14 protein-coding genes are annotated in these 12667 nt (G+C 69.8%); 4 read left to right on the forward strand and 10 right to left on the reverse strand.

The annotated features are described in order from the left end of the window. Complete coding sequence (locus D0Z08_RS09885; protein ID WP_245993836.1) at positions 1-765, reverse strand: DedA family protein; 765 nt, start codon at positions 763-765, stop codon at positions 1-3. A gap of 94 nt (positions 766-859) precedes the next feature. Between D0Z08_RS09885 and D0Z08_RS09890 the strand changes: the two genes are divergently transcribed. After that, on the forward strand, positions 860-1489 hold the full coding sequence (locus D0Z08_RS09890) for a TrmH family RNA methyltransferase (protein WP_118925107.1): 630 nt from the start codon (positions 860-862) through the stop codon (positions 1487-1489). 3 nt (positions 1490-1492) lie between these two features. Here D0Z08_RS09890 and D0Z08_RS09895 read toward each other — a convergent pair whose 3' ends face one another. The 6 genes from D0Z08_RS09895 to D0Z08_RS32935 all read right to left on the reverse strand — a co-directional run bounded on the left by D0Z08_RS09895 (position 1493) and on the right by D0Z08_RS32935 (position 6571). Beyond that, positions 1493-2032 (reverse strand): hypothetical protein, encoded by a 540-nt coding sequence (locus tag D0Z08_RS09895; protein WP_118925068.1) that lies wholly within the window; start codon positions 2030-2032, stop codon positions 1493-1495. Beyond that, positions 2029-3783, reverse strand: coding sequence for a right-handed parallel beta-helix repeat-containing protein (locus tag D0Z08_RS09900; RefSeq protein ID WP_118925069.1), 1755 nt, complete (start codon positions 3781-3783; stop codon positions 2029-2031). Before D0Z08_RS09900 ends, D0Z08_RS09895 begins: the two co-directional genes overlap by 4 nt. A gap of 90 nt (positions 3784-3873) precedes the next feature. Continuing rightward, the gene (locus D0Z08_RS09905) at positions 3874-4101 is read right to left on the reverse strand and encodes a hypothetical protein (RefSeq protein ID WP_118925070.1); all 228 of its coding nucleotides are present in this window, start codon (positions 4099-4101) and stop codon (positions 3874-3876) included. A gap of 3 nt (positions 4102-4104) precedes the next feature. Continuing rightward, on the reverse strand, positions 4105-4839 hold the full coding sequence (locus tag D0Z08_RS09910) for a septum formation family protein (protein ID WP_118925071.1): 735 nt from the start codon (positions 4837-4839) through the stop codon (positions 4105-4107). A gap of 77 nt (positions 4840-4916) precedes the next feature. Continuing rightward, positions 4917-5336 (reverse strand): anti-sigma factor, encoded by a 420-nt coding sequence (locus D0Z08_RS09915; protein WP_118925072.1) that lies wholly within the window; start codon positions 5334-5336, stop codon positions 4917-4919. Positions 5337-5356: 20 nt separating this feature from the next. Further along, positions 5357-6571 carry a SigE family RNA polymerase sigma factor gene (locus D0Z08_RS32935; protein ID WP_245993838.1) on the reverse strand — a complete coding sequence of 405 codons (1215 nt, stop codon included), beginning with the start codon at positions 6569-6571 and terminating at the stop codon, positions 5357-5359. Between the two features lie 127 nt (positions 6572-6698). Here D0Z08_RS32935 and fbaA point away from each other — a divergent pair, with 127 nt between their 5' ends. Beyond that, complete coding sequence (gene fbaA, locus D0Z08_RS09925; RefSeq protein WP_118925073.1) at positions 6699-7730, forward strand: class II fructose-bisphosphate aldolase; 1032 nt, start codon at positions 6699-6701, stop codon at positions 7728-7730. A 6-nt stretch (positions 7731-7736) separates the two neighbouring features. Here the strand turns inward: fbaA and D0Z08_RS09930 are convergent, their stop codons facing one another. Both D0Z08_RS09930 and D0Z08_RS09935 read right to left on the reverse strand, forming a co-directional pair. Continuing rightward, complete coding sequence (locus tag D0Z08_RS09930; protein ID WP_118925074.1) at positions 7737-8345, reverse strand: class I SAM-dependent methyltransferase; 609 nt, start codon at positions 8343-8345, stop codon at positions 7737-7739. Positions 8346-8381: 36 nt separating this feature from the next. After that, positions 8382-8927 carry a hypothetical protein gene (locus tag D0Z08_RS09935; protein WP_118925075.1) on the reverse strand — a complete coding sequence of 182 codons (546 nt, stop codon included), beginning with the start codon at positions 8925-8927 and terminating at the stop codon, positions 8382-8384. Between the two features lie 131 nt (positions 8928-9058). On the opposite strand from D0Z08_RS09935, the gene D0Z08_RS09940 reads away from it, so the two are divergent. Continuing rightward, a complete protein-coding gene (locus D0Z08_RS09940) occupies positions 9059-9472 on the forward strand; it encodes a DUF3151 domain-containing protein (protein ID WP_118925076.1) in 414 nt (137 codons plus the stop codon). Between the two features lie 270 nt (positions 9473-9742). Further along, positions 9743-10774: a type IV toxin-antitoxin system AbiEi family antitoxin domain-containing protein gene (locus D0Z08_RS09945; protein ID WP_182481253.1), complete on the forward strand. Its 1032-nt coding sequence runs from the start codon at positions 9743-9745 to the stop codon at positions 10772-10774. Between the two features lie 177 nt (positions 10775-10951). Here D0Z08_RS09945 and lysS read toward each other — a convergent pair whose 3' ends face one another. Further along, positions 10952-12667: a lysine--tRNA ligase gene (gene lysS, locus D0Z08_RS09950; protein WP_118925078.1), complete on the reverse strand. Its 1716-nt coding sequence runs from the start codon at positions 12665-12667 to the stop codon at positions 10952-10954.

A 12667-nucleotide genomic window follows, 5' to 3' on the forward strand; every position in this document is an offset into this window, starting at 1 on the left:
CTAGTCGCTCGGGGTCGCGTCGAGGCCCATGATGTCTCGGTCGGGGTGGCCGTCACCGTCGTTGTCGTCGGCCGCCTTGGCCGAGACACGGCGGTGGCGCCACCACTCCCACACCAGCGGGATCGCGGAGAACGCCAGGATCGCGATCGTGACGTAGTCGATGTTCTCGCCGAGCGCGGGGATGGCCTCGCCGAGGAAGTAGCCGAGCAGGGTGATCGAGATGACCCACAGGACGGCGCCGACCGCGCTCCACACGACGAACCGCCGGCGCTGCATCAGGGTGACGCCCGCGACGACGGTGACGTAGGTGCGGACGAACGGCACGAAGCGCCCGATGACCAGGGCCTTGTTGCCGTGCTTCTCGAAGAACATGCTGGTCTTGTCGAAGTACTGCTTCTTGAGGATGCGGCCGTCGCGCTCGTAGAGCGGGGGGCCGATCTTGCGGCCGATCTCGTAGCCCGCGACGTTGCCGGCGAACGCCGCGATGATCAGCAACACCATCGCGATGACCAGCTCGACCGGCTCGTTGGAGATCCCCACGACGGAGTAGCCGGTCTTGTTGCTCCCGGCGATGAACAGGCCCAGGGCGAACAGCAGGGTGTCGCCGGGCAGGAACGGGAAGAACAGCCCGCACTCGACGAACACCATGGCCAGCGCGATCCAGATGAACGCGGCACCGTACTCGTTCTGGAGCCACTCCGGATCCAACCACTTGATGCCCAGCAGCATCGGTACCACGACCGGCGTCGCGACCAGCGAGTTCACGCCGCCACGCTACCGGCCGGGTCCCAACGACGTGGCGAATAGGGTGCCGTTCGTGGCCACCGATTCTGAGGAGCAGCGGGCGCCGTACGACCCGATGCCGCACGGCCCGGCCGAGGTCGGCGTCGGTCCGTGGGAGGGACCGTGGCCGGAGGGCTCGCAGTACGACGCCGCGCTGCTCGCCGAGGGCGACCGCCGCAACGTCGTCGACCGCTACCGGTACTGGACCGTCGAGGCGATCGTGGCCGACCTCGACACCCGGCGTCACGACTTCCACGTGGCCATCGAGAACTGGCAGCACGACTTCAACATCGGCACCATCGTCCGGTCCGCCAACGCCTTCCTGGCGCGCGAGGTGCACATCGTCGGCAACCGGCGGTGGAACAGGCGCGGCGCCATGGTGACCGACCGCTACCAGCACGTCCGGCACCACGCCACGGTCGCGGACCTGCGCGCCAATCTCGACGTTCCTCTGCTCGGTATCGACAACCTCCCCGGGTCGGCGCACCTCGAGACGATGGAGATCCCACGCCGGGTGTGCTTCCTGTTCGGGCAGGAGGGCCCCGGACTGTCGGAGGCCGCTCGTGCCGCCTGCGACGGGACGTTCTCGATCGCCCAGTTCGGCTCCACCCGGTCGATCAACGCGTCCGCGGCCGCGGCGATCGCGATGCACTCCTGGGTGCGCACCCACGCCGACCTGTCCGACGAGTCGGCCTGGCGGGGATAGACCTCAGCGCGGCCTGACGTCGTCGCCGCGCGTGAGGGTCCGGTCGGGGCAGGTGTTGATGATCTGGCCGTGCAGCGCGAGCGGGTAGGCCAGCGCGACCTCGGTGTCGAAGCCGCGGCCCAGCACCGAGCCCTCGACGAGCATCTGGTCCCAGGTGTCGGCCGACCGCTCGTGGTAGTGGCGGCAGTTGTCGAACCGGACGGTGAGCTCGACGTCGGCGGTGTCCCACGGACCGACGTCGACCGGCAGGTTGTCGCCGACCGCCACGAGCAGGGGGAGCGGGGCGCTCTCGAGGTCAGCCCGGTCGATCCGCAGCGGCAGCGGGCCGCGGTTGCGGATCGGCACCGTCACGGTCACCTCCTCGTGATGGCGGTAGTGCAGCGCATAGGTGCCGTCCGCGCCGTACTCCGGCACGAACAGCCCGGCGTCCACGGGCAGCTCCGGCTCCACGTCCTGGCCGAGCCCCACGGCGAAGGGCAGCAGGGCCCACGCGATCGCGAGGACCACGACCGCCACGACCGCGGGTCGGAGCAGCAGGCTCATCGTCCGCGGGCCCTCCGGGAGCGGAACCGCACCGCTGCGGCGCCGACGAGGCCGAGGGCCACGAGCACGACGGGAACCGCAGGGCCGGGGCCCTGGTCGGCGCCGGCGGACGCCGCGGCGATGCTCTCAGCGGTGGGCTTGGGCGGTGTCACGATCCAGTCGCAGCCGTTGGGGCTCGGGTTGGAGTACCGGTCGTACTGCGCGCAGCCCAGCAGCGAGGTCGTCTTGATCACGTTGCTGATCGGGAGCAGCGACGGCAGCTTGCAGTTCGGGAGGTAGCCCAGCGTCGCGTTGTGGCTGATCTTCACCCCGTCCGGCGTCTCGTTGTCCTGCCAGCAGTTGCCGATCCCGGCGTCGTCCCACCAGAAGTCGAGACCGTTCGGTGCCGCCTCGCCGGTGGGCGTCAGGCCCATCTTGTTGCGCGTGAAGTGGTTGTAGTTGGAGTTGTCGGTCTGGTGCAGCGGGTTGTAGTCGTCGCGCAGGATCGCCGGCGGCACCCAGAAGAGCATGAAGCCCTGCCGGTAGTTGTTCCAGACGTGGTTGCTGTCCACGTAGTTGTGGTTGCCGACCATCATCCCGCCGGTCCCGACCGGCAGGGCGAACGCCGGGCACACGACACCGTGCTGGTGGCCGCGGTCGACGGGCCGCTCCTCCTGGCAGGGGGCGTCCTCGCCGGTGACGTTGCCGTAGTAGTTGACGTTGTTCGAGTAGATCTTGTTGTGGGAGAACCAGCCGTGGTCCTGCGGCATCCCGGGGTGTCCGGCGAGGATCGACTCGACGACGAAGCCGATCCCGTTGTCGTGGATGAGGTTGTCGTGGACGTAGACCGAGTTGCCCGCGGTGCCGGAGAAGCCCAGCGCGTTGTGGTGCATGTTGCAGTCCCGCACCTCGACCGACCAGCGGGTGAGCGGGCCGGTCTTGCGGTTCGTCGCGTTCACGTCGGCCGCGCTGCCGGGATAGATGCCGGAGTCTCCGTTGTGGTAGGCCTCGCAGCGTTGGATCAGGCCGTGGTCGGAGGTGAAGGTGAGGACGCCGTACAGGTCGTTGTTGCGGGTGACGACGCGGTCGATGACGTAGCCGTCGGTCTCGTGCACGTAGACCGCGTTCTCGCGGAACTGCTCGAGCGTCATGTTGGCCAGGTAGAACCCGTCGGCGCGGTCGGCCTTGATCCCGTTGTGCTTGACCCAGTCGCCGTCCGGGCGGAAGCCGCCGCGGAACACGACGGAGCCCGGCTTCCTGCCGGTGCCCTCGATCTGGAGCTGGCACAGCTCGCTGTCGCAGACGATGTCGTCGTCCTCCGGGTCGTCGCCGGCGATCGTCACCAGGTTGACGACCTCGCCGCACGAGTGCGAGAGCTCGTAGCTGACGACGCCGCCGTCGTAGTCACCGACGCAGTCCGGGTCCCACGACGGCCGCTCGCGGTAGACGCCGGGCAGCACGTAGATGTTCGTGCGGGCCACCTCGACGGCGTCGACCGCCGCCTGCAGGTCGCTGAACGCGCACTGCTCCAGCAACCGGAGATTGCGCGTGCGGACGGCGTCCCGGCCGATCCGGGCGATCCGGTCGGCCGAGTCGGGCCGGCAGACCACGAGCACGTCGGCCGCCTCGCTCTCGGTGCGATGGACGGGCACCGAGCCGTTGCCGGGCGGGAACTCCGACTCCCGTTCCTCGTGGGCCCCGGCCGGCGGAGCGACCAGGACGAGGGCGAGCAGTCCGAGCAGGACGAGCACTCCGGGCAGGGCACGACGCATGGGGGAGCCTTCCTCTGACGGAGGCGGCCGCGTGCTGCCTCCGCTGCACTTAGCGGTGAAACGTGTTGCAGTGCGCGAAGGTTACGGATTTCAGGTCGGATGACCCGGATCAGTTCGTGGTCCGCTCTGCCGGGCCGAGCAGTCGACGGGCGGCTTCGCGTTGCTCACGGCCTTGACCTCGTCCAGCGTGAGGTCGAAGCAGCTGCCGACCGCGGGCGGGGTGATGTCGACCTCGCCGCGAGCAGGGGCCGGCGCACTGACAGCGGTGAGCGGGGTCAGGGCTGCCAGCAGTACGGCGGCGCCGAGGCGCATCTTCATCGGTCAGTCCTTGTACAGGCAGACGGCGTGCCGGTAGCCGTTCCGCCATGCCGCCCGCGTCCCGACGTACTCGTAGAAGAACACGGAGGTCGCGCGCGCCCGGCACTTCCGAAGGGCGAACCTCTTGGCCGCGCGGGGGCCCGGGTACGACGAGTGCGGGTACCTGATCGAGAGGGTCGCGCGGAACTGGTGCGGCTGCGAGCACGCCGTGTACGCGTAGTCCGCACGCTTGCCCTGCCGGCACTTAGCGACAGCGTTGGGGAGCGGAAGTCCGCCGAGCACCAGCTCCTGGGGGAGCTTGAGGAGGCGGTCCCCGCCGAGCAGGGTGAGGTCGCACCGCACCCACAGGGCTCCGGCCTCTCGTTGGACCCGCGTGGGCATGAACCAGAACCAGGTGTGCGCCGAACGGCGGATCAGCTTCGGGTTGTCGCCGAGTGCCAGCTCGAACGCGTTGCCGCAGGTGCGCCACACGGAGTCCGGGTACGACGACGGGTCGGTCCAGTCGGGCGCCTGTTCGAGCTCGACGACCGCGACGGTGATCGAGGTATGAGGCCCGGCGCAGTCGACCGCGGGGTCGGGGTCGCTCTCGTCGTACCCCTCCGCCATCGTGAGGTCGTGGCAGCTGCCGACCTCAGGCGGGGTGGTGTCCACTCCAGCGCTGGCGGGCGACGAGGTGGTGACGGCGGTCAGTGGAATGAGCGCAGCAGCCAGTACGGCGGCGCCGAGTCGCAGCTTCAAGAGTTCCCCCAGAGTCGGTGTGTGACGGAATCTAAAGCCCGTCGGCGGGGCGCGTGCGCGGAATGGCGAAGAATTCGCTAGCCGGACTCCGGTTCGATCTCGCCGCTGAGGATCCGATCGCCGGACGAGTCCTGGTCGCCGTCCGCCCGTTCGCGGGTCACCGTCAGGGTCGTGAACTCGAGCGGCGACACGCCTGCCCACAGCACGACGTCCTCGCCCTCGTTGAACGTGCCGATCGGGACCAGGGTGCCGGCGTCGTCGCTGAGCCATGCCTGGTAGTAGTCGCCGTCGTCGAGCCGGGGCAGGTCGGCGTCGAGCTCGATCCGCCACCCCGACGGAAGCTTCTTGATGTCCCCGCTCGCTGTCCCGCCCGAACCGGAAAGGGCGACGGCCAGGTCGGGGTCACCCTCCTCGTCGCGCAGGACGAGCCAGCCGACGACGAGCGCCACCGCCAACGCTCCGACCACGAGCGCGACCAGCAACGGCCATTTCCGCATCTACCGACGATAGACCCGGGTCAGCCCATTTCGCTCGGCTCCAGGGTCAGCCGCAGCGCGGCCAGGCCGCGCGAGGTGTGGCTCTTCACCGTGCCCTCGTTGATGCCGAGCTCGGCCGCCGTCTCCGCGACGGAGAGACCGAGCCAGTGCCGCAGCACCACCGCCGCCCGCTGCTGGGCGGGGAGGTCCTGCAGGGCATCGAAGAGCTCCGAGCGCTCCTCGACGCCGGTCGGCTCAGCGGCCGGCCGGTCGGGCAGCACCTCGGTGGTCCGCTCGCGCCGCCAGGGCCGACGAGACTCGTCGATGCTGGCCCGCACCAGGATCCGCCGTACGTAGGCGTCCTCGGAACCCGACCGTCGGACCCGCGGCCAGGCGACGTAGAGCTTCACCAGCGCCGTCTGCAGCAGGTCGTCGGCCTGGTGCCAGTCGCCGCAGAGGGCGTAGGCCACACGTCGGAGGTGGGGGCGTCGGGCGGTGACGTAGTCGACGTACGCCGTCTCGCGCTCGGCTCGGGTCATCGCATGCCCTCGCTGCCACCCTCGTCGGACGGCCAGGAAGTACGTCGTGCCGTTGCGGACCACCTCGGCCACCGCGGTGGGGTCACCGGGCGCGGCGAAGTTGTCGCCGAGTCCGGGGTCGGCGACCTGCCCGACCACCTCGACGCCGTCGAGCCCGATGACGTGCGAGCCGTTGTCGAAGCGGACCCACTGGTCGTCGGCCGGCAGCACGGAGTCGGGATCGAGCAGCTGTGTGGCCCACTCGCCGACGTCGAGCCCCTGGGTGCCGGCGGGCGCGGAGGCGATGGAGCCGTTCCTCTGGCCGAGGACGTAGTAGGTCTTGCCGCCGAGCTTCAGGACCCAGACGTGGGCTTCCTTGTCTCCGACACTGATGTCGGAGGTCTGCTGGACCTCCGCGCGCGGGTTGACCTCGAACGTGCCGTCCTCGGTGGACCGCACCAGCTCCTCGGCTCCCCACGTGTCCTGGGCGTCAGGTTCCCCCTCGGACTGCTGGTCAGCGACGGGTGCGTCGTCGCGCACGCCGGGCGACCGGTCACCCGGCGCGACCGCCCACGCCGTACCGCCGATCACCAGCGCGGTCGCGGCGGCCCCGACGCCGTACGCCATCCGGCGGCGTCGCAGCGCGCGACGGCCGAGGACCAGGGTGTCGTCGAGGGCCGGTGCCTCGGGCGGTGCGGCCGGGATGGCCGCGTCGATCGTGTCGGCGATGTCGGGCATGGCTTCCTCCGTGCGTCAGTGTCGGTCACCCCTGGATACGGAGCCCAGAGCCGAATCGGTTGCCATCGCCGGCACGCACTAGGGTGGAGTCGACGATCCGAACCTCGTGAGCAGGAGCAGCGCCGCAATGCCGATTGCCACCCCCGAGAAGTACGCCGAGATGCTGGACGCCGCGAAGGCCGGAGCCTTCGCGTTCCCGGCGATCAACGTCTCGTCCTCCCAGACGCTCAACGCCGCCCTCCAGGGCTTCGCCGACGCCGGCTCGGACGGCATCATCCAGGTCTCGACCGGCGGTGCGGAGTACCTCTCCGGGCCCGGCGTCAAGAACATGGTGACCGGCTCGCTGGCCTTCGCCGCCTACGCCGCCGAGGTGGCGAAGAGCTACCCGGTCAACATCGCCCTCCACACCGACCACTGCCCGAAGGACAAGCTCGACGGCTTCGTCCGCCCGCTGATCGAGGTCTCGGCCGAGCGCGTGGCGCGTGGTGAGGCCCCCCTGTTCCAATCGCACATGTGGGACGGGTCCGCCGTACCTCTCGACGAGAACCTGCAGATCGCCGAGGAGCTGCTGGCCAAGGCCAAGGCAGCGCGGATCATCCTCGAGATCGAGGTCGGTGTCGTCGGCGGCGAGGAGGACGGCGTCGAGGGCGGCATGGGCGAGCACCTCTACACGACCGCGGACGACGCGCTGGCGACCGTGGCTGCGCTCGGCACCGGCGAGAACGGCCGCTACCTGACCGCGCTGACCTTCGGCAACGTCCACGGCGTCTACAAGCCCGGCAACGTGAAGCTGCGGCCCGAGATCCTCAAGTCCGCGCAGGAGGCCGTGGTCGAGAAGCTCGGCCTGGACGCCGGCTCCAAGCCGTTCGACCTGGTGTTCCACGGCGGCTCCGGCTCCACGGCCGAGGAGATCGGCGCGGCCGTCGACTACGGCGTCGTGAAGATGAACGTCGACACCGACACGCAGTACGCCTTCACCCGTCCGGTCGCCGGCCACATGTTCAACAACTACGACGGCGTGCTCAAGATCGACGGCGAGGTCGGCAACAAGAAGGCCTACGACCCGCGCGCGTGGGGCAAGGCGGCCGAGGCCGGCATGGCTGCGCGCGTCGTCGAGGCCTGCCAGAACCTGCGCTCGGCCGGCACCACGATCGGCTGATCACTCTTAGATCGCGGCGCCGGAGTAGAGGTAGCCGGCGATCTTCGGTCCGGGCATGTAGCCCGCGTCGAGCTCGGTCATCGAGAACTCCCGGCGCAGCAGGGCCGGGATGTCGCGGTCGAGGTTGCAGCCGCCGCCGATCCGGTTCTGGATGGGGTTGAACCGGCGCTGCCACTTCCGCACGCCCTCGGTCGGCGCTGCGCCGTGCTCGCAGAACAGCAGCTCGCCACCCGGCGTCAGCACCCTCCGCATCTCGCGCAGGGCGGCGGCCGGATCGGGGATCGTGCAGAGCGTGAACGTGCAGACCACGGTGTCGACGTCGTCGTCCGGGAGCGGGATCCCCTCGGCCGAGACGCCGAGGACCTCCACGTCGACTCCCGCCTCCGCAGCGCGCTTCCGGGCCCGTCCGTGCATCTGCTCGGCCGGGTCGAGCGCGATCAGCCGAGTGACCCGCTCGCGGTCGTAGAACGGGATGTTGTGCCCGGTCCCGACCCCGATTTCGAGCACCCGCCCGTGGGCCCTGGGGATCAGCGCCTTCCGCTTCTTCTGGATCGGACCGACCCCGCAGGAGTGCTCGATGATCCACGGCAGCACGTAGCGCTCGTAGGGATTCATGGCCCGACGGTACGCCGCCCCGTCAGCGGCGCCGGCTCAGAAGCCCTTGCATTGGTCCTCCTTGTTGCCCTCCACCTGGTTGCCGGCGCCCACCGGCCGGGGGACGTTCGACTTGCACTGCAGGTTGCCGCCGACCACGTTGCGGTAGATCTGCCACTGGCCGCCGTTGGTGAAGACCTGGATGTCGGCGTTGACGGTGGTGTTCCGCACCTCGCCGCCGCCTCCCTGCTTCACCTGGATGCTGCCGCCGACCTGCGAACGGCGGACCGTGCCGTTGACGGTCCGGTGGGTGACCTCGACCCGCCGGAAGTCGTCGGCCTGCACGTTGCCGTTCACCTGGACGCCTCGGGCGTACAGGGTCGCGTTGCCGTAGACCTTGACGCTGCCGTCGACCCGGGTGCCGATCAGCGTGCAGGTGGCACCCTTCGGGACGACGACGTCCCCGTCGACCTGCACCGTGCGGATCGTTCCGGTGCAGCGGCGTTCCTCCGCGTGCGCGGGGCTGCTGACGGTCACCGCGAGTCCCGCTGCGGCCGTCACGGTGGCGACCTGGACGATGAGCGACTTGGTGATTCGGTTCATGACTTGCTCCTGGCTTGAGGGATGTCTGACGGTTCACCGTCCCGACGGCAGGTGAGGTCGCCGTGAGCCGTTGATGAGAACTCCTTCATCCGCCGGTCCCGGCTCATCGGGCCTCGGGCACAATCGGCGTCATGACTGGACCTGACCTGATGGCCGGACCGCCGCCGACCCACCTTCCCGAGGACCCCGCGACCGAGGCCTTGGGGGCAGGGGAGCAGCCGGCGGCCGTCGTACGACGGTTCCCCGCGTCACCGCTCGCCTGGGCGACCCTCGCCGAGTCCGCCGTCGAGCAGGGTGCTGATGACGTGACCGTCTACGCCTACTCCCGGGTCGGCTACCACCGCTCGCTCGACATGCTGCGTCGCAACGGCTGGAAGGGCCACGGCCCGGTCCCGTGGGAGCACGAGCCCAACCGAGGCTTCCTCACCTGCCTCGCCCTGCTCGCCAAGGCCGCCCGCGCGATCGGCGAGACCGAGGAGTGGGAGCGCTGCTCGACGTTCCTGCGCGACTCCAGCCCCACGGCGTACGAAGAGCTCCTCGGCTGACGGCTCGTTCCGGAGCGGTGCTGCGTCCGCCGCGCCGCGAGCGCTGTAACTCAGTGTTCAGTTCGCTTCGGCGGCAGAAGGTGCGCTCCCTCGGCGTTGGGGCGAGTCACGCCGCCGTGGGAGCGTTCGCAACGCCGGGGTAGTAGGGACGCGGGCGGTCTCGCCCCTCCGGTCGTACGACGCCCGCTGCGTCGCGGATCCACGAGGCCATCCACAGGCAGACCGATGCCGGCTTCCGTCGGCGGCGATCCCGGGAGAGGGTCCGGAGGCATGGATCCTCGAGTGATCGCCGCGTTCGACAACCACGGCGGTGTTCTGTCCCGTAACCAGCTGCTCGACCTGGGTGTCGCGCCGAGTGAGATTCGCCGATTGGTGCGACAGGGTCGCTGGATCCGCGTGCGACGAGGCGTCTACACCACCGCAGAGATCTGGGAGGCCGCCGGAGAACGGGTCGGCCGACAGATCCTGCTCGGTCGGGCGGCCATCCTCCAGATGCGTCGAGGCTGGGTGATGAGCCACGACTCGTCGGCTTACGAGCAGCGGCTGCCGATCCTCGTGCCGTCCGAGCCTCTGGTCCACGTGACCCGCCCCGGTTTCACGAACGCCTGGACCGAGAACGGTGTCAAGCACCACCTGGCCAGGTTCGACCAGAAGCAACGCGTGGTCGTTGACGGCCGTTCGATGCTCGACCTCGCACGCACCGCCGTCGACATCGCCCGCGAGCGCGGCATCAAGGACGGCTTCGTCGCCTGCGATGCGGCTCGCCGGCTGGGTGTGACCAAGGCGGACCTGCAGATCGCGGTCGAGCGCATGGAGCACTGGCCGGGCGCCCGGGCGGCTCGGGTCTGTGTCGATCTCTCGGACCCCGGTGCCGAGAATGCCCACGAGTCGTTGGGGCGCGAGCTCGTCTACGAGGCTGGAATCGGCGAACCCGAGACTCAGTTCCCGATCAGGACCAGTGAGGGCGTGAAGTGGTGTGACATGCGAGTCGGGAACCACATGATCGAGACCGACGGCAAGATCAAGGTCCTGGCGGTGGCGGATGGCGGCGTCGCGACCAAGCCCGCGGCTGAGGTGCTCTTCGACGAGCGCAAGCGCGAACGACTCGTACGGGATCGACGGACAGTCGTGACGCGGCTGTACTGGGAGGACTACTGGGGGCAGCGTCGGGCGGCCGCGATCAGCCGGCTGCAGGGCGATCACGCTGACAGCGTGCGCCTTTACGGTGCCGTTCTCGACCCGACGCTGGCGCGCGAGGCGGAGGAGATCCGCGCCCTTCACGGCCGCGCCCGGCCGAGCTGACGTCGTACCTCTCACTCACGCGGCCCTGCTCGGCGGACGCTTGCTCGGTGTTCAGGCTGCTACCTCGGCGTTGCGACTGGTCATAACGCAGCGGAAGTAGACGCACGTCCGTTGTTGCCAACTGAACACTGAGTTACAGCAGCGGTCAGCACGGAGGAGGCCCGTCCCCCACCCGACTCACGCCGAAGGGGTCAGCAACCCCCGCACCCGGTCGGCCCCGAGCGCGGCGAAGAGGGTGGGAAGGCGCGGGCCGCGCTCGGCGGCGACGAGGAGCTCGTAGAGGAGCTTGAAGAAGGCCTTCTGGTCGGCCTTGACCTCGTCGGTCGGCGGGTCCTCGAGGCTCATCCCCCGGCACAGCTTCGGCACGCCGTAGATCAGCGCGGTCAGCTCGTCGGCGTCGTCGAACGATTCGGGCAGCCGGTCGAGCAGCTGGCGCAGCCACAGCTCCTCGTCCTCGTCGAGCGCCCGCAGTCGGTCGTCGTCCGGCGACGTGCGCACCGAGGTGCGGTCCTCGGGGTCGACGTAGTCGGTCATCCAGGTCGCGGCCTTCGAGAGCCGGGGCTCGAGGTCGGCCACGGAGGCGTGGGCGAATCCGACCTTCCCGACGGTCTGCGAGATCAGGTCGGGCGAGCCGGCGGTCACGTCGGCGACCGACGACAGCATCCGGAACGGTACGACGACCGCCGGCGTCGGCAGTGTGCCGGAGGCCGCGGTCGCGGACGCCCGCTCCCAGGCGAGCACAGCGGCGTCGCGCTTGGCGGGGTCGGCCGCCTTGCGCGTGAGCGCGTCCCACTCGTCGTACAGCCGCAGCACCTCCTGGCCGAAGTCGACGTTGAACGCCTGCTTCGGCTGCCGCCGCACGTAGAGCCAGCGCAGGATCGGCGCCTCGAGGATCCGCAGCGCCTCGGCCGCCGTCGGCACACCGCCCTTGGACGACGACATCTTCGGCATCCCGGCGACGCCGACGAACGAGTATCCGACGAAGGACGGTGCGGTGCCGCCGAAGACCGGCCCGATCAGCTCCTTGCCGACGGTGTACGACGAACCCGGGCTGGCGTGGTCGACGCCGCCCGGCTCGAAGTGGACGCCTTCGAAGGTCCAGCGCATCGGCCAGTCGACCTTCCAGACCAGCTTGCCCTCGTCCTGCGTGGCGACGTTGGTGACGTAGGAGTCGCCGCACACGTCGCAGGTGTAGGCGAGGTCGGTCGTCTCGTCGTCGTACGACGTCAGCGTGACGGTGTCGCGCCCACAACCCCTGCAGTAGGGCTTGTAGGGGAACCGGGCGAGGTCCTCGGTCGTGCCGTGACCGCCGTCGTCAGGGTCCTCCTCGGCCGTCGACTCGCCTTCCTCGACGGGGTCGGCCTTCTTGGTCCGGTAGCGCGCCATCACGGACTCGATCTCGTCGCGCTTGCTGATCGCGGTCAAGATCTGCTCGCGGTAGGTGCCGGCGCGGTACATCTCGGTCTGGTCGACCTCGACCATCTCGCAGCCCATCTCGGCGAGCGCGGCGCGCAACGGAGCCTTGTAGCGCTCCGCCCAGCTCGGGAACTCCCCGGTCGGGTCCGGTACGGCGGACAGCGGCCGGCCGATGTGCTCGTTCCAGGCCTCGTCGACGCCGGCCGGCACCTTGCGGAACCGGTCGTAGTCGTCCCAGCTGTGGAGGTGCCGCACGTTGATCCCGCGCCGGCGGATCTCTTCCGCCACGAAGTGGACGGTGAGGAACTCCCGCAGGTTGCCGAGGTGGATCGGCCCGGACGGGCTGATGCCGGACGCACAGGTGACGAGGCCGGGCAGGGTGCCGCCGTTGACGGTCTCCGCGTGCCGGAGCGCCAGATCGGCGGTCCGGGTCACCCAGTCCGTCGGGTCCCCGTCGTTTCCACGTCCTCTAGCCAC

It is taken from the genome of Nocardioides immobilis (genome assembly GCF_003515065.1).
Lineage (GTDB): Bacteria > Actinomycetota > Actinomycetes > Propionibacteriales > Nocardioidaceae > Nocardioides > Nocardioides immobilis.

What these genes read in the sequence shown, in the direction of transcription:
- D0Z08_RS09890 (WP_118925107.1), top strand. Translation starts at nt 860, where the DNA reads ATGCCGCACGGCCCGGCCGAGGTCGGCGTCGGTCCGTGGGAGGGACCG.
- D0Z08_RS09895 (WP_118925068.1), bottom strand. Translation starts at nt 2,032, where the DNA reads ATGAGCCTGCTGCTCCGACCCGCGGTCGTGGCGGTCGTGGTCCTCGCG.
- D0Z08_RS09900 (WP_118925069.1), bottom strand. Translation starts at nt 3,783, where the DNA reads ATGCGTCGTGCCCTGCCCGGAGTGCTCGTCCTGCTCGGACTGCTCGCC.
- D0Z08_RS09905 (WP_118925070.1), bottom strand. Translation starts at nt 4,101, where the DNA reads ATGAAGATGCGCCTCGGCGCCGCCGTACTGCTGGCAGCCCTGACCCCG.
- D0Z08_RS09915 (WP_118925072.1), bottom strand. Translation starts at nt 5,336, where the DNA reads ATGCGGAAATGGCCGTTGCTGGTCGCGCTCGTGGTCGGAGCGTTGGCG.
- D0Z08_RS32935 (WP_245993838.1), bottom strand. Translation starts at nt 6,571, where the DNA reads ATGCCCGACATCGCCGACACGATCGACGCGGCCATCCCGGCCGCACCG.
- fbaA (WP_118925073.1), top strand. Translation starts at nt 6,699, where the DNA reads ATGCCGATTGCCACCCCCGAGAAGTACGCCGAGATGCTGGACGCCGCG.
- D0Z08_RS09930 (WP_118925074.1), bottom strand. Translation starts at nt 8,345, where the DNA reads ATGAATCCCTACGAGCGCTACGTGCTGCCGTGGATCATCGAGCACTCC.
- D0Z08_RS09935 (WP_118925075.1), bottom strand. Translation starts at nt 8,927, where the DNA reads ATGAACCGAATCACCAAGTCGCTCATCGTCCAGGTCGCCACCGTGACG.
- D0Z08_RS09940 (WP_118925076.1), top strand. Translation starts at nt 9,059, where the DNA reads ATGACTGGACCTGACCTGATGGCCGGACCGCCGCCGACCCACCTTCCC.
- D0Z08_RS09945 (WP_182481253.1), top strand. Translation starts at nt 9,743, where the DNA reads ATGGATCCTCGAGTGATCGCCGCGTTCGACAACCACGGCGGTGTTCTG.